The organism is Paramicrobacterium chengjingii (assembly GCF_011751765.2).
GTDB classification, from domain to species: Bacteria; Actinomycetota; Actinomycetes; order Actinomycetales; family Microbacteriaceae; genus Paramicrobacterium; species Paramicrobacterium chengjingii.
This window is the reverse complement of sequence record NZ_CP061169.1, coordinates 2,239,735-2,254,962: the sequence shown is the minus strand read 5'-3', so window position 1 is coordinate 2,254,962 and position 15,228 is coordinate 2,239,735. Positions and strand designations below refer to the sequence as shown.

General features: G+C 62.6%; 15 protein-coding genes. 8 read left to right on the top strand and 7 right to left on the bottom strand.

All coding sequences use genetic code 11. The features are described 5' to 3' along the window. Nucleotides 1–2: 2 nt before the first annotated feature. Entirely contained in the window at nt 3–1,625 is a 1,623-nt protein-coding gene (gene groL / locus HCR76_RS10975) for a chaperonin GroEL (RefSeq protein ID WP_166992110.1), read from the top strand. A gap of 85 nt (nt 1,626–1,710) precedes the next feature. On the opposite strand, the gene HCR76_RS10970 is transcribed toward groL, so the two are convergent. The 3 genes from HCR76_RS10970 to HCR76_RS10960 form a co-directional block, all read right to left on the bottom strand. Then, complete coding sequence (locus tag HCR76_RS10970; RefSeq protein WP_166992112.1) at nt 1,711–2,001, bottom strand: WXG100 family type VII secretion target; 291 nt, start codon at nt 1,999–2,001, stop codon at nt 1,711–1,713. A 112-nt stretch (nt 2,002–2,113) separates the two neighbouring features. Then, on the bottom strand, nt 2,114–3,820 hold the full coding sequence (locus tag HCR76_RS10965) for a sensor histidine kinase (protein ID WP_166992115.1): 1,707 nt from the start codon (nt 3,818–3,820) through the stop codon (nt 2,114–2,116). Between the two features lie 9 nt (nt 3,821–3,829). After that, complete coding sequence (locus tag HCR76_RS10960) at nt 3,830–4,519, bottom strand: response regulator transcription factor (RefSeq protein ID WP_166992118.1); 690 nt, start codon at nt 4,517–4,519, stop codon at nt 3,830–3,832. A gap of 99 nt (nt 4,520–4,618) precedes the next feature. On the opposite strand from HCR76_RS10960, the gene folP reads away from it, so the two are divergent. Together folP and HCR76_RS10950 are read left to right on the top strand one after the other, a co-directional pair. Then, entirely contained in the window at nt 4,619–5,542 is a 924-nt protein-coding gene (gene folP / locus HCR76_RS10955) for a dihydropteroate synthase (RefSeq protein ID WP_166992121.1), read from the top strand. Continuing rightward, a complete protein-coding gene (locus HCR76_RS10950) occupies nt 5,535–6,275 on the top strand; it encodes a pyrimidine reductase family protein (RefSeq protein WP_166992124.1) in 741 nt (246 codons plus the stop codon). The genes folP and HCR76_RS10950 overlap by 8 nt, the downstream gene beginning before the upstream one ends. Before the next feature lies 1 nt (nt 6,276). Here the strand turns inward: HCR76_RS10950 and HCR76_RS10945 are convergent, their stop codons facing one another. From HCR76_RS10945 to HCR76_RS10935, 3 genes are read right to left on the bottom strand one after another with little or no spacing between them, the layout of a single operon-like run. Then, on the bottom strand, nt 6,277–7,917 hold the full coding sequence (locus HCR76_RS10945; RefSeq protein ID WP_166992127.1) for a DNA repair helicase XPB: 1,641 nt from the start codon (nt 7,915–7,917) through the stop codon (nt 6,277–6,279). Between the two features lie 37 nt (nt 7,918–7,954). Continuing rightward, nucleotides 7,955–9,811, bottom strand: coding sequence for a helicase-associated domain-containing protein (locus tag HCR76_RS10940; RefSeq protein ID WP_166992130.1), 1,857 nt, complete (start codon nt 9,809–9,811; stop codon nt 7,955–7,957). Nucleotides 9,812–9,824: 13 nt separating this feature from the next. Beyond that, nucleotides 9,825–10,094 (bottom strand): multidrug ABC transporter ATPase, encoded by a 270-nt coding sequence (locus HCR76_RS10935; RefSeq protein ID WP_166992133.1) that lies wholly within the window; start codon nt 10,092–10,094, stop codon nt 9,825–9,827. A gap of 135 nt (nt 10,095–10,229) precedes the next feature. Between HCR76_RS10935 and HCR76_RS10930 the strand changes: the two genes are divergently transcribed. After that, on the top strand, nt 10,230–10,613 hold the full coding sequence (locus tag HCR76_RS10930; RefSeq protein ID WP_166992136.1) for a cold-shock protein: 384 nt from the start codon (nt 10,230–10,232) through the stop codon (nt 10,611–10,613). Next, nucleotides 10,606–11,325, top strand: a complete 720-nt coding sequence (locus tag HCR76_RS10925; RefSeq protein ID WP_166992139.1) for a DUF3027 domain-containing protein — start codon at nt 10,606–10,608, stop codon at nt 11,323–11,325. Before HCR76_RS10930 ends, HCR76_RS10925 begins: the two co-directional genes overlap by 8 nt. 41 nt (nt 11,326–11,366) lie before the next feature. On the opposite strand, the gene serC is transcribed toward HCR76_RS10925, so the two are convergent. Then, nucleotides 11,367–12,479, bottom strand: coding sequence for a phosphoserine transaminase (gene serC, locus HCR76_RS10920; RefSeq protein ID WP_166992142.1), 1,113 nt, complete (start codon nt 12,477–12,479; stop codon nt 11,367–11,369). A 112-nt stretch (nt 12,480–12,591) separates the two neighbouring features. Between serC and HCR76_RS10915 the strand changes: the two genes are divergently transcribed. From HCR76_RS10915 to HCR76_RS10905, 3 genes are all read left to right on the top strand, one after another. Next, complete coding sequence (locus tag HCR76_RS10915) at nt 12,592–13,287, top strand: iron-dependent transcriptional repressor DtxR (protein ID WP_166992145.1); 696 nt, start codon at nt 12,592–12,594, stop codon at nt 13,285–13,287. Nucleotides 13,288–13,490: 203 nt separating this feature from the next. Continuing rightward, nucleotides 13,491–14,396, top strand: coding sequence for a C40 family peptidase (locus HCR76_RS10910; protein ID WP_166992148.1), 906 nt, complete (start codon nt 13,491–13,493; stop codon nt 14,394–14,396). A gap of 324 nt (nt 14,397–14,720) precedes the next feature. Then, entirely contained in the window at nt 14,721–15,224 is a 504-nt protein-coding gene (locus tag HCR76_RS10905; RefSeq protein WP_166992151.1) for an HNH endonuclease, read from the top strand. Nucleotides 15,225–15,228 lie beyond the last annotated feature (4 nt).

Genomic DNA, 15,228 nt, shown 5'->3' with positions numbered 1-15,228 from the left:
CGATGGCAAAGATCATTGCTTTTGACGAAGAGGCCCGCCGCGGCCTCGAGCGTGGCTTGAACACGCTCGCCGACGCAGTCAAGGTGACGCTTGGGCCGCGCGGTCGCAACGTTGTCCTCGAGAAGAAGTGGGGCGCACCCACCATTACGAACGACGGTGTGTCGATCGCCAAGGAGATCGAGCTCGACGAGCCGTACGAGAAGATCGGCGCAGAGCTGGTCAAGGAAGTCGCCAAGAAGACAGATGACGTCGCTGGCGATGGAACCACCACCTCGGTTGTTCTCGCTCAGGCGCTCGTTCGCGAAGGCCTGCGCAACGTCGCAGCTGGTGCAGACCCGATCGCACTGAAGCGCGGTATCGAGAAGGCTGTTGGCGCCGTCTCCGAAGAACTACTCGCTGCAGCCAAGGATATCGAGACAAAGGAAGAGATCGCGGCAACCGCGTCGATCTCTGCCGCTGACCCGCAGATCGGCGAGATCATCGCCGAGGCCATCGACAAGGTGGGCAAGGAAGGCGTCGTCACGGTCGAGGAGTCGAACACGTTCGGCACCGAGCTCGAACTGACCGAGGGCATGCGCTTCGACAAGGGCTACCTCTCCGGTTACTTCGTTACTGACCAGGACCGCCAGGAAGCTGTCTTCGAGGACCCGTATGTTCTCATCGTCAACTCGAAGATCTCGAACATCAAGGATCTGCTCCCTGTTGTCGACCAGGTCATCCAGGCTGGCAAGCAGCTTCTCATCATTGCTGAAGATGTCGAGGGCGAAGCGCTCGCTACTCTGGTTCTGAACAAGATCCGCGGAATCTTCAAGTCGGTTGCCGTCAAGGCTCCCGGTTTCGGAGACCGTCGCAAGGCTCAGCTGCAGGACATCGCGATCCTCACGGGTGGACAGGTCGTTTCCGAAGAGGTCGGCCTCAAGCTCGAGAACGTTACGCTTGACCTTCTCGGCCATGCCCGCAAGGTCGTTGTCACCAAGGACGAGACCACGATCGTCGAGGGTGGCGGAGAAGCTGAGGCCATCGCTGGCCGCGTCTCGCAGATCCGCAAGGAAATCGAGAACACCGACAGCGACTACGACCGCGAGAAGCTGCAGGAGCGCCTTGCCAAGCTTGCTGGCGGCGTCGCCGTCATCAAGGCCGGTGCGGCAACGGAGGTTGAGCTCAAGGAGCGCAAGCACCGCATCGAAGACGCCGTCCGCAACGCGAAGGCGGCCGTCGAAGAGGGTATCGTCGCCGGTGGTGGCGTTGCGCTCATCCAGGCAGGCAAGACCGCTTTCGACAAGCTGACGCTTGTCGGCGACGAGGCAACTGGCGCGAACATCGTGAAGGTTGCCATCGACGCTCCGCTGAAGCAGATTGCCACCAACGCGGGCCTCGAGCCCGGTGTTGTCGCAGAGAAGGTTCGCGGACTCGAGGTCGGTTTCGGCCTCAACGCCGCGACAGGCGAGTACCAGGACATGTTGCTTGCGGGTATCGCAGACCCGGTGAAGGTTACCCGTTCAGCTCTGCTGAACGCAGGATCGATCGCCGGACTGTTCCTCACTACGGAGGCTGTTGTCGCTGACAAGCCTGAGAAGGCTGGCGCTGCTGCTCCGGCCGACCCGACGGGTGGCATGGACTTCTAAGAAGCCTGACTCGATACGCACAATGGGCGCCTCCGTATGGAGGCGCCCATTGTCGTTTGCTGCTCGATCTGCAGTGTCTGAGCGATCAGCGGCCGAACATGCCGGTGTTCTGCAGCTCGACATCGGCGTACTGCGTCCCGGCCTGTGCGAGCGCCATGTTCAGCTCGTTGATGGACTCCTCGACCCGAGCCTGCGTTGTGCGCCAATCATGCGCCGCTGCAGTGAACGCGCTAGCGGCCTGGCCCGTCCACTGCGACTGCAGATTCTGGATTTGGCCCATCAGGGTGTTCACATCAGCACGGAGCTGCTCCGTCACGCCACGAATGCTGGCGCTTGCCGCTTGAACGGCCTCGCTGTCGACCGTGTACTTACTCATCGTCACTCCTCTTGTCTGTGTGTTTCGACGTTATCCAGGAGTGAGCCTGTGCTGTCCGACCGTTCGCGCGAATGTGGATGCTCGTGCCCAAGCACGCCCCTGTGCACGAGAGCTACACGGTGCCGTCGTCGGCCTGATCGCCGTCGTGCGACGTCGAGGCAAGCGGCAGGCGAATGCGGAACGTCGCGCCCCCGCCCGGAGTCTCCGAGACGTCGACTGTGCCGTTGTGGGCAGCGACGATGGACGACACAATGGCCAGGCCGAGACCACTCCCACCTGTGTCCCTCGTTCGCGAGGAATCAGCGCGCCAGAATCGTTGAAAGATCTTCTCGCGAATCGGCTCGGGGATTCCCTCACCATGGTCGATGACGGCGACCGTAGCCGATCCTGTCAAGGGGTTCGCCGAGACGCCCACCTCGATGGGACTTCCGTCAGGGGTGAAGCGCATGGCGTTCCCCATGAGGTTTGCGATCACCTGGCGGATCTTATTCTCTTCGGCCATCACAACCGCCGGTACGGCCGGAATGGATGCTGTCATATGCGTGACAGGCTCCACGGTGAGGGGCCTCGACTCGGCCTCGCCGCTCTTGCGGGGCCGACGGCCGCGAAGCCGTGCAAACGTGGCACCTGCAAGAGCAATGGGACCGGTGTTGCCACTTGTTCCGTTCGGTCGCGTGACCGCTCGTGTCGCCGGCTCGGGCTCGGTCGATTCGGCCGGCCTGTGCGGCGTTCGCGCGGGCGCGTCGGGGGGAGCGTCGATGATGAAAGACACGGGACGACCAGGGTACGAGGCGCGTGCGTCCATCACGGCGTCCTTTGCCAATGGCGTGAGGTCAATGCGGGTCAGCTCACGCGGGCGCGCCTCGTCGAGCCGCGCTAGTTCGAGCAGGTCTTGAACCATGCCGCTCATGCGCACGGCTTCCTTCTCGATGCGCTCCATTGCCTGAGCGACGTCTTCCGGCTTCTCGAGAGCGCCCATGCGGTAAAGCTCAGCGTATCCGCGAACGGTCACGAGGGGAGTACGCAGCTCGTGACTGGCGTCCCCGACAAAACGGCGCATCTGCTCGATCGTCTGTGCGCGATCTTTGAACGCACGGTCAATGCGACTGAGCATGGTGTTGAGCGAACGGTTCAACCTGCCGACTTCTGTGTTCGGCGTCATGTGGGTGAGTCTCTGGCTGAAATCCCCGCCGGCAATATGGGCAGCCGTTGTCTCGGCCTCGCGCAGCGGGTGCAGCGTGTTCGTGACGAGGACTCTCGTGATGAGTGCACCGAGCACGATCACACCGAGACCGAGACCGAAGAAGATCGTGAGATACGTGGCAACGACGCTGTCGGGTCCGCGCATCGAACGCGCGATGAATACGACTCCGTTGGTTCCGCGATCGTCCATGGCGTCTGACACCACGGTGACGGCCTGAAACTCCGAGCCGACGAGATTCACGACAGCGGCGGGATGAGTCGCAATGGCATTGGCTACGCTGATCGATCCCGTTGCGGGGCGCGGAAGCAAACGCGAATCTCTGTCGTCCCAGTTGTGATCGACGAGGTTGCCGTCCGGGTCATACAGCGCGATGTAATACTCGTTAGTCTCGCGAACGTGACGCGTGCCTTCGTCGTCGACGTCGATATAGCGAGAGATGTCACCGGTTGCGAAGGCAACGAGTTCAGCTTTGGCCTGTTCGATCAGTGCCTGCTTGAGGATGATGACCGTGCCGGCACCGGTGACAAGCAACCCGAAGGTCAGCACGATCACCGTGACGCCAGTGATCTTGCTGCGCAGTGTTATTGAGTTCCACCAGTCGGCTATGGCCTTCATACAACGAGGCTATTGCTTGCTCGTCTTCAGCATGTAACCGAATCCGCGCTTCGTCTGGATCAGCGGCTCGGCTGAGTACTGATCAAGCTTGCGCCGCAAGTACGAAATGTAGCTCTCGACGATGCCCGCATCGCCGTTGAAGTCATACTCCCAGACGTGGTCGAGAATCTGCGCCTTGCTCAACACACGGTTCGGGTTGAGCATGAGGTAGCGCAGAAGCTTGAACTCCGTCGGGCTGAGCTCAATGCCCGTGTCGCCGACGTACACTTCGTGGGTGTCTTGGTCCATGGTGAGTTCACCAGCGCGAATAATGGCGTCTTCGTCGGCCTGCATCGTGCGGCGCAGAATCGCCTTGATGCGCGCGACGATCTCGTCGAGGCTGAACGGCTTGGTGACGTAGTCGTCTCCACCGACCGTGAGGCCGGTGATCTTGTCTTCGGTGTCGTCCTTTGCCGTGAGAAAGAGAATCGGCGCGGTATACCCCGACGCGCGGAGTCGCTTGGTGACTCCGAACCCGTTCATATCGGGCAGCATGACGTCGAGGATTATCAGGTCGGGTTCTTCTTCGAGAACAGCAGAGATGGCCTGGGCGCCGTTGCCGACGGCTCTGACGGCAAACCCTGCAAATCGCAGGCTTGTCGTCAGCAGGTCGCGGATGTTTGGCTCGTCATCAACGATGAGGATGCGTGGTCCAGTCATGCCCCCAGTATCTGCAAGCTTTCTGAGAGTGGGCTGGGTGAATTTGTCAGGTTCTCCGTGGGACCTCCACCGTGGGAGCTGATGCGGCACGATGGAGTCATGACTGAGTTCTCCCTTCACGATCTGCCGCCACTGCCGAAGATCGTGCATGCCACACGGAGAATCGGCGCGCGGCAGTTTGATTTCTCCCGTGAGGTAGCTGTTATGGCTGTGGTGAACCGCACACCCGACTCGTTCTACGATCGCGGCCGCACGTTTGTGCTCGACAGCGCGGTCAAGGGATGCCTCGATGCGGAGCGTTCCGGTGCCGATTGGGTAGATATCGGTGGGGCTCCATTTGCTCCGGGGCCTGAGATTCCCGCCGAGGAGGAGGCGAAGCGGGTTGTGCCGGTCGTTGAGGCCGTGCGAGCGGCATCCGACGTCGTGATCTCGGTCGATACATTTCGACCGGAGGTGGCACACCGCAGCATCCTCGCCGGCGCCGATGTCATCAATGACACGACGGGACTCGCCGATCCTGAGCTCGCTCGCGTCGTCGCCGACAGTGACGCGAGCGTTGTAATCACGCACAGCCTTGCCGCGCCGCGCACGCCGTACGCGTCACCGCAGTATGCTGACGTGTCACGTGATGTCGCCGGCTTTCTCGAGCGTCGCGTGGAGCGTGCACTCGGCGCCGGAATTCCGGCCGAACGCATCATCGTAGACCCGGGGCACGATCTCAACAAGAACACCCTGCACAGCCTTGAGCTCAGCAGGCGACTCGGACCGATTGTCGAGCTGGGGTACCCCACACTCGTCGCCGTGTCGAATAAAGACTTCATCGGGGAGAGCATTGATGCCGAGCGGGGCGAACGCATCGAGGGTTCCCTTGTTGCCGCGGCACTCTGCATCGCGCAGGGTGCCCGCATTGTGCGCATGCACAATGTGCGTGAGTCGGTGGCCGCCGTGCGCATGACGGAATCGATTCTCGGAATGCGCCAGCCCGCGCATCTCCGGCACAACATGGGAGAACGCAATGACTGAGTTGACGCGAGTCTGGCCGCTGCCCGCCAACGTGGCGACACAAGCCGCGCAAATCGCGGACTGGTACGACGTCACCAATCGAGACACACCGTGGCTGCGCATGAACTTCGTCGCCAGCGCCGACGGTGCCGCGACCGTCGACGGCCTCTCGGGCGGGCTCGGAACCGCCGCCGACAAGATGGTTTTTAACACGCTCCGTACACTTGCGGACGTGGTCATCGTGGGAGCGGGAACCGTGCGTGCCGAGGGCTACGGGCCCATGAGAGTGGATGCTCCCGAACAACGGACTGCGCGCGGCCTCGCTCCTCAGCCGGTGTTCGCCATCGTGTCGCATAGTCTCAGCCTCGATCCGGGGGACCGCATCTTTGTCGACGCGCCCGTGCGCCCCCTCATCGTGACCTGCGACACGAGCGATAGCGAGCGGCGAAAACGCCTCAAAGCGGTGGCCGACGTGGTGATATGCGGGGACGAGAATGTGGAGGGTCACACGATGAGACGCGCGCTCGCCGAGCGGGGTCTTGCGCAAATGCACTGCGAGGGCGGCCCCGCGCTGTTCGGGGACCTCGTGCGTGATGACGTCGTCGACGAGCTGTGCCTGACGCTCAGCCCGATGCTCGTCGGCGGTGCCGCCGACCGCATTCTCTCGGGTGACGACCAGACGCTGAGAGGCCTTTCGCTCAGCCATGTCGTCGAGGGAGAGGGCACGTTGCTGCTGCGCTACGTGCGCGCTTAGTTCACGCGGCGATGCTCGTGGCGTCGAGAATCGAGTAGCTGTAGCCCTGCTCTGACAAGAACCGCTGTCTGTTCTGCGCGAAGTCCTGATCGAGGGTGTCGCGGGCGACGAGCGTATAGAAGTTTGCGGTGAGCCCCGACGTCTTCGGGCGCAGTAGCCGGCCGAGTCGTTGCGCCTCCTCCTGGCGCGAGCCGAACGATCCGGATACCTGAATGGCAACGGTGGCTTCCGGAAGATCGACGGAGAAGTTCGCCACCTTCGAGACGACGAGAACCGGCTCGATGCCTTCCCGGAACTGCTGGTAGAGCCGCTCACGCTCGTCGTTCGGCGTCGCCCCGGTGAGTTTGGGCGCGCCCAAGACATCAGCAAGTTCGTCGAGCTGATCGAGGTACTGGCCGATCACCAGAATGCGCTCGCCCTTGTGCTTGTTGATCAGGCGGTTGACGATGCTGATCTTCGCCGGAGTCGTCGCGGCCAACCGGTATCGCTCGTTGTCTGCCGATGCTGCGTATTCAAGACGATCAGCCTTGGGCATATCGACGCGCACCTCAAAGCACTCGGCCGGGGAGATGTAACCCTGAGATTCGATCTCTTTCCATGGAGCATCGAAGCGCTTGGGACCGATCAAGCTGAACACATCTCCCGCTCGCCCGTCTTCGCGGACGAGTGTCGCCGTGAGACCGAGGCGTCGTCGAGCCTGCAGGTCGGCCGTGAGCTTGAAGACGGGGGCGGGAAGCAAGTGCACCTCGTCATAGATGACGAGACCCCAGTCAAGGGCGTCGAGCAGCGAAAGGTGAGCGTACTCGCCCTTTCGGCGCGAGGTGAGGATCTGATAGGTGGCGATCGTGACGGGCTTCACCTCTTTCACCTCTCCCGAATACTCGCCGATTTCGTCTGCCGTGAGACTCGTGCGGCGCAGCAGCTCGTCACGCCATTGGCGTGCAGAGACGGTGTTCGTCACGAGAATGAGCGTTGTGGTGTTCGCCGTCGCCATCGCGCCAGCTCCGACGAGCGTCTTTCCAGCACCGCAGGGCAGCACGACAACGCCCGACCCGCCGCTGAAGAAGTTGTCGATCGCCTTGTGCTGGTAATCGCGCAGCGCCCAGCTGTCTTCGTGCAGATCGATATCGTACGGGGTGCCGGGCGTGTAGCCGGCGAGGTCCTCGGCGGGCCAGCCGAGCTTCACGAGCTCCTGCTTCACTTGACCGCGAGCCCATGGTTCGATGAGGAAGCTGTTCTCAGAGGGCCTGTCGGTGAGCAGCGGACCGATGCGCTTTGCGCGAGACACCTCGGTGAGTACTGCAGCATCCTGACTCGACAGCACGAGCGCGCCCTCGTCGTTGCGCTCGATCACGAGGCGGCCGTACCGCGAAACGGTGTCGGCGATATCTGTCGACACCGTCTGGGGCACAGGGAACTTCGAATAAGCGTCGAGGGTCGCGAGCATCTCTTCGGCTCTGTGCCCTGCCGCACGGGCGTTCCAGAGGCCAAGCCGGGTTATGCGATAGGTATGGACGTGCTCGGGGGCGCGTTCCAGCTCGGCGAACACGGCGAGGGCGTGTCGCGCTTCTTCCGCGTCGGGGTGAGCAACCTCGAGCAGCACGGTGCGGTCGCTTTGAACGATAAGGGGGCCGTCAGACATAGCGGTCTAGCTTAGCGCCGTCGACTGGGAACGACACTCAGAGGTCGGCGCGGGACACCGAAATGATGCTTGACAGCGGGAGAGTGCGCTCCACATCGGCAGTACTGTCTCTACCCCGCAGCCGCCCACCGCCTATTCCGGTCGGTTCGAGCGACAAGTCGATCGTCTTGCCTCCGGGCATAGCGACCGAGACGACGACTGTGGCTTTGCTGCGAACGGCGAGCTCGAGCTGGCGCACAAGCCAGGCATCATCCGGGTGCGCGCTCGTGCCCTTCACCGAGGTGCGCAGACGCGTCACGAGCTCAGTCACGTTTGGTTCAGGCTCAGCCGTGACGTGAGCGATGTGATGCCGGGTGACTCTGATCAACCGTCCGTTCTCGTCTTCTGCCGACACCGGGTATCGGGCATCTTGCAGCGCCCAGAACACGAGGTCGCGAGAAAATCGGCTTTCGAGCAATCCCGGAGCCGTGCGATGCAGAGCGAGCGACGCCAGATTCTGGTCGACGGTGAGAGTCTCAAGCAAGTCATCATCGATCGATCGGATGCTGCTGCGCACAGCGTGGCGATCGCCGGAGCTCTCGCGCACCCTCAGCAGACCGTGATGCGCAGCGACGTCCGAGATGAGGTAACGAAGTGGCTGGGGGATGCCGGTCAGGGAGAGATCCGTGAGAAACGCGACAATGCCGGCCTCGTCGTCTCCGGCGCTCAGCGCGCGGTCGATGCTTGACCTGCTGAATCGGTACGTTGTCGCCTGGGAACGAGACTCGATATCGGCCATGAGCCGCAGCCGCGCGTCTCGCGAGGGGCTGAGCGGACCAGGAGAGATGACGCTCAGATCGTCTTGCACGTACACCTGGCTCACCTCCTGCGGGAGGGTAGCGCGCACGAACTTTGCTGCCGCGTCTGCGGTGCCGACGAGAAGCTCTCGACCGGCCTGGGATAGCGTGTCGTTTGCAATGACACCGAGCACGTCGGCCTGTGCAATAAGACTGTCGACGCGGGCGTTCAGAGCGTCGCCGCCGACGGGATACAGCCAGGTTGCAAACGTGCGCACCGAATGCGCCCACCGTGCGTCGCGGCGCGTGGTCAACAGTGGTCGGGCATCGTCGGGAATCGCCTCGACCCACGCCGTGGCGAGGCGCAGCCAACGGTCGACCGTCGGAAGCGCGAGCCAGTCGAGTCCCGCCTGCGTCGGAGCCCAGTGCCGCCCGTCAAGCGCGACGAATTCGGCGGCCGCGAGCGCGGTGAGCACCGTGGCAATGGCGTCGAAGTCAACGCCCGTCGCCGAGGCCAGACGGCGCGAGTCGGGCAGCGCGAGGCCGCCTCTGCCGAGTTCCTTTGCCGGCGCTCGCAGAAGTTCGGTGACGATCTCGCCGGCCGCTGTCGTCGTCGTGAATGCGCGCTCGCCAGCGGCGGCATCAACGCGATCCGATTCGCCGACGGCCCCGAGAGCGGTCGGCGGGTGATCGGCTAGAGCCTTTGTCGGAGGGAGCCCTCGATTTCGCAGCTCGTCTAAGGCGGCACTGACCGCGTCGAGCGGGTGCACACGATGATCGTCGATGACGACAAGGGCGAGTCGTCCCGCGCGGGCAATGCCATCGCGAGCGGCCTCTGCGGCTTCCGTGCCCGCGCCGAGCGATTCGATGTATGACGTCAGCTCGTCAAGGGTATGGGAAATGCGCTGCTCGGATGCGGCTGAAAGTGCGAGCAGCATCCGCCGATCGCAGGTGCGCAGTGCGCGATCGATGCGCTGGCGCTCGAGCAGTCGTTCTGCCAGATCGAAGTAATCGTTCAGCCGCGAATCGTCGGTAATACCGCGAGTGCGCAGTAGCGCTGTGAGCTCATCGTCAGATAATGAGCGCAGCTGCGTTGCAAGAAGCAGAGCGTCTGTCATGCACGTGCCCCGGTCACTGCCCGCGAGCCACTCTGCTGCGGCCGATCGCGCCGGCGACCAGAAGGGCGATCAGAACGAGCATCGCCAGGGGCAGGCCGATGTACGGCGTCATGGCAACGGCCGGCCAGACGCCCGTGCCGAAGTCCTCCCGGCTCATCCCGCTCCACGTGCCGATCATGATCGCGAAGAAACTGCCGACCGAAATGATCACGACACCGAGCAGAGCATATGCAAGAACGCGTTGAATGGTGCTTGTTGATGATTCGGAAGGGTTTGGAGCCACGCTCCCCAGGATAAGCCACCGAGGCCGTTGAGCGAATACGATAGAGGTGAGCGGGGTTCTCCTACTCGCCGACGGTGGCTATCCGTCGGCGCACATCAGGCGCATGCAGCGCCTCTTTTCACAGTGAGGTTTTCCATGCCCACCGGCAAGGTTAAGTTCTACGACGAGGACAAAGGCTTCGGCTTCATCACGAGTGAAGACGGCGAGCAGGTCTTCTTGCACGCGTCGGCGCTTCCCGACGATGTCACGAGTCTTCGGGCGGGAACGCGTCTCGAGTTTGGCGTCGCGCAGGGTAAAAGGGGCGCGCAGGCGTTGTCAGTGCGGTTGCTCGATCAACCTCACAGCGTGGTTCGCATGAACCGAAAGCCCGCCGATGACATGGTGGTGATCGTCGAAGACCTCATGAAGATCCTTGACGATGTCAGCGGGACCCTCCGCAAGGGGCGCTACCCCGACAACGCACATTCACGAAAGGTCGCGGCGGTTCTGCGTCGCGTAGCGGACGAACTTGATGCCTGAATCCAACGACGAGATCACACCAGACGACGGTGCCGCGAGCGAGCACACGTCGACAACACGGGACGCCGCGGCTGCACCTCAGCGCGAGGCAGACCCCGTGCTGCTCGACTCCGTCGAGTTTGCACGCGGCGCACTGCACGATGTGACCGACGATGACTCGGTCGGTGCATTCGTCGGCCATTCGGTCGACGACGACAACACGGTGACACTGCAATTTGCGAACACCCTCGATGGCTATCCCGGTTGGTTCTGGACTGTGACTCTTGCGCGCGTCGACGGCGGCGAGCCGACGATTCTGGAGTCCGAGCTGATGCCCGGCGATTCGGCGTTGCTCGCTCCAGACTGGGTGCCGTGGTCTGAGCGCTTAGCTGAATACCGCGCTCAGCAGGAAGACGCCACTCGCGAAGCAGCCGAGGCAGACGATGCGGCCTCGGACGATGATGATTCAGACGATGATGATGACGACGACGAGACACGACGGCATCTGCACGCCGGAGATGTCGACGGCGTTGACGTTGATGAGTTCGATCACGACGACGCCGAAGCCGAGTCCGCCGAGGATTCACGTGTCGATGATGGTGATCAGGACGACGCTGACCAGGACGACTCGGAGGACGACTCCACCGATGACGACTCCGACGAAGCGCATCGTGGCTCACGCCGAGGCGGAGCGCGCGGACGGCGGCGTTCCCGAGGCCGACGTCGCAACTGAGAGCTGCGTACGTCAGGCGGGGAATATAGCCGAGCAGCGGCCTAGAGTGCGTCGACGACGTATTCGATCGAACTGATGAGTCGTCGCACGTCGTCGGGATCGATTGAGACGAACGTTGCGATGCGCAGCTGATTGCGGCCGAGCTTGCGGTACGGCTCGGTGTCGACGACGCCATTTTCTCGCAGGGCCTTCGCAACTGCAGCGGCATCGACTGATTCGTCGAAGTCGATCGTGACGACAACATTCGAGCGATGATCCGGGTTCTCGACGAATGGGCGTGCATAGTCGACCGACTCGGACCAGGTGTAGAGCACAGATGCCGACTCGGTCGTGCGCTCCGCTGCCCATTCGAGGCCGCCGTTGTCGTTGATCCAACGCGCCTGGCTGTCGAGCAGGTGCAGCGTTGTGACGGCCGGGGTGTTGAGAGTCTGATTCAGCCGCGAGTTATCAACGGCGTTCTTCAGGCTCAGAAACTCCGGAATATAACGACCGGATGCCGCGACGCGCTCGACCCGTTCGAGCGCTGCGGGCGAGAACAGCGCGAGCCACAGCCCTCCATCAGAGCCGAAGTTCTTCTGCGGCGCAAAGTAGTACACGTCGGCGTCTGCGGCGTCAACGGCCAGTCCACCAGCGCCGCTCGTGGCGTCGATGACGGTGAGTGCGCCGTCGTCACCGTGTACGCGGGCTACAGGAGCCATGACACCCGTTGACGTCTCGTTGTGCGGCCACGCGTACACGTCGATGCCCTTGACGGGCGACGGGGTCGCGAGCGACCCGGGCTCGGCACTGCGCACGTCCGGTGCGCTGAGCCAAGGTGCCGCTGCCGCTTTGGCGAACTTTCCGCCGAACTCGCCAAACGTCATGTTCTGTGAGCGCTTCTCGATCAGGCCGAAAGCTGCGGCGTCCCAGAACGCCGTCGATCCGCCGTTTCCGAGAACTACCTCATAGCCGTCAGGAATCGAGAAGAGCTGACCGAGCTGCTCGCGCACGCTCCCGACGAGGTTCTTCACAGGTGCCTTACGGTGAGAAGTGCCGAGAAGTGCCGCCGCCGCATCGGAGAGTGCCTCGACCTGCTCGGGACGCACCTTCGACGGGCCGCACCCGAATCGACCATCAGCGGGCAGCAGGGCAGGGGGGATTACGATCTCTGGCATAGACCGATTCTATGCGCGGCGCGACACGGCGACGTTTATTTGACGAATTCAAGACTCAGGCCGATTCCCGATAGGCTTATTGCACTATTGAGCATTGCCGGGGGAGGCATTGATGACCGACCTTATTGATACGACCGAAATGTATCTCCGTACGGTTCTCGAACTTGAAGAAGAGGGAATCGTTCCTCTGCGTGCGCGCATTTCGGAGCGTCTGGGGCATTCGGGGCCGACTGTGTCTCAGACTGTCGGGCGTATGGAACGTGACGGTCTCATCGTCGTCTCGGACGACCGCCACCTCGAGCTGACAGAGAGTGGTCGCCTGAAGGCGGTACATGTAATGCGCAAGCACCGGCTTGCGGAGCGACTACTGAATGACGTGATCGGGCTCGAGTGGGAGTACGTGCACGAGGAAGCATGCCGGTGGGAGCACGTGATGAGCGAGCAGGTCGAGCGCAAACTGCTCGACATGCTGAATCATCCGACAGAGTCCCCTTATGGGACCCCCATCCCAGGGCTCGACGAGTTCGGGGAGAGCCCGAGCATTGCTTTCGCACATGGCGTCGTCAATCTCGTGACGCTGGTGCGTGAAGCGGAGAAGCCACGCCGCGCCAGCATCCGCCGTTTGGCAGAGCCGGCACAATTTGAGCCGGAGCTTCTGGCTCAGCTGAAACAGGCGGGCGTGGTGCCCGGCAATTCGGGTGAGTTCTCGAAGAACGGCTCCTATGTCATTGTCACGATCGATGGCTTCGATGACGGAATCGAGCTTCCTTCTGAATTGGCTGCGCATATCTACGTGACGAACCCGTAGCCGCACAGCGCAACCGAATTTTCCAGAAACGTTGCTAAAACGTGACAAACCGTGGGTGGATGCCGTAACCTCGGGTACGTCCTGAGGCGTAAAGCCTTGGGAACGACGTCGGGCGCCCTGCATGAACTCGTCCCTGACGACGAAACCCGTGATGACTGTGCGCGGACGAGTCAGCGAGAGCTGAAAGGGCGCCGGAGGAACACGTGGCCCTTTCCACCCCCACCGAATCTGACCCATCTCTTTCCCCTTCCGAACGTCCGGTCACCCGCCGAGAGCGTCGTGCCGCACAGATCAAGCGGTCAACCGATATCGCAACGGCGCGGCCAATTGCCTCGCGCCCCGCAACGCGTTCTGCATCGTCGGCGAGCGGTCGCCCCTCTGCGCGTACTGCGCCCTCGTCAGCCGCACCGGCTGCGCAGCCGTCTCGATGGAAGCGCTGGCGCTCGACACTCGTGATGATGATCGTCGTTCCCGGCCTCTGCGCGGCCTTCGCGCTTCCTGGAACATTTGCGCCCGCCAGTCAAGCGGCTCCGCTCTTCGAGCATCAGGATCGCACGGCAAATGCGCAGGAGCTTAGCGTCAGCACCGAAGCGAGCATCGCCTCGGTCTCCCGCGACACGTACTCTGCCACGTCGCAGAGCGAGCTCGACGCAGCGGCAGCAGAGAAAGCGGCTGCCGAGGCGGCAAAGCGTGCTGAAGAACAAGCAGCCAACCGCCAGTCGTCGAGCGACTCCTCCGGAACAGACACATCGCCCGTCGCACCTCCGACAACTCCCTACAGCCTTTCCGCCGTCTTCAACACGGCAAAGCAGTACATCGGCACGCCGTATGTCTACGGAGGCGCGACGCCCGCCGGATTCGACTGCTCCGGCTTCGTAATGTACGTGTTCGGGCAGTACGGAATCTCGCTTCCGCATGGTGTGTCGGGCCAGGCTGCAGCGGGTACCCGCATTTCGGTATCTCAAGCGCAGCCCGGCGATCTGGTGATCATGAGCGGACACGACGGCTTCTACGCGGGCAACGGCATGATCCTCGATGCGCCAAAGCCTGGCGGGCATGTCAGCATCCGTCCCATCTGGACGAGCAGCTACTACATCGTGCGCATCTGAACCCCGTGACTGCCGAGTAAATTCTCGGTTGACGAACGCCCGCACGGCGCGCCCGGTTACCCGGGCGTGTCGTTCGTGGGTTAATCTAAGGCTCAGACAACTCACTGGAGGTGAGCGAAGCGATGAGCGGAATACCCGGTGTCCCCTCCATGGACATACGAGACTTTCCCGCTCGCCGCCTTGTCGGAGAGATACGCCGCTCCGCGGCTGACGAAAGGCACTGCCCGAGGGGCGGTGCCTTTTATGTTTCCGGCCCCACCGCGCAGGAACTGTCCATGTGTCGAATTACCGGGAAGCCGTCACGGCCATTCGAGAGGAAGCGCAATGCGCACTTTGATACTGAACGCAGGATTCGAGCCACTCGCCGTTGTCTCGTTTCGCAGAGCACTCGCACTCGTCATTTGCGGGAAGGCTGCTGTTGTCGAGATCGTCGAGGACGACCCTGTGTGGGGAGTCTCTGTTCGGTATGACAGACCGAGCGTGATCGTGCTGACGCGTTACGTCAAAGTGCCGTATTCACGACGTGTACCCGTCACAAGGCGCGGTGTGCTGAAGCGGGATCTGCACCGCTGCGGATACTGCGGAGCAAGCGCGACGACGATCGACCACGTGATCCCACGCTCTCGAGGGGGAGAAGACAGCTGGCAGAACCTTGTGGCGTGCTGCCTGGGCTGCAACAGCACAAAGGGCAACCGCACGCCGGCAGAGATGGGCTGGCAGCTGCGCATCACGCCACGCATGCCGTACGGCCCTGGATGGGCTGTGCGCGGCGCTGAAGGTGGGGCTCCGCAATGGGAGCAGTATCTCGCTCAGGCCGTCGCCGCGTGAGGTG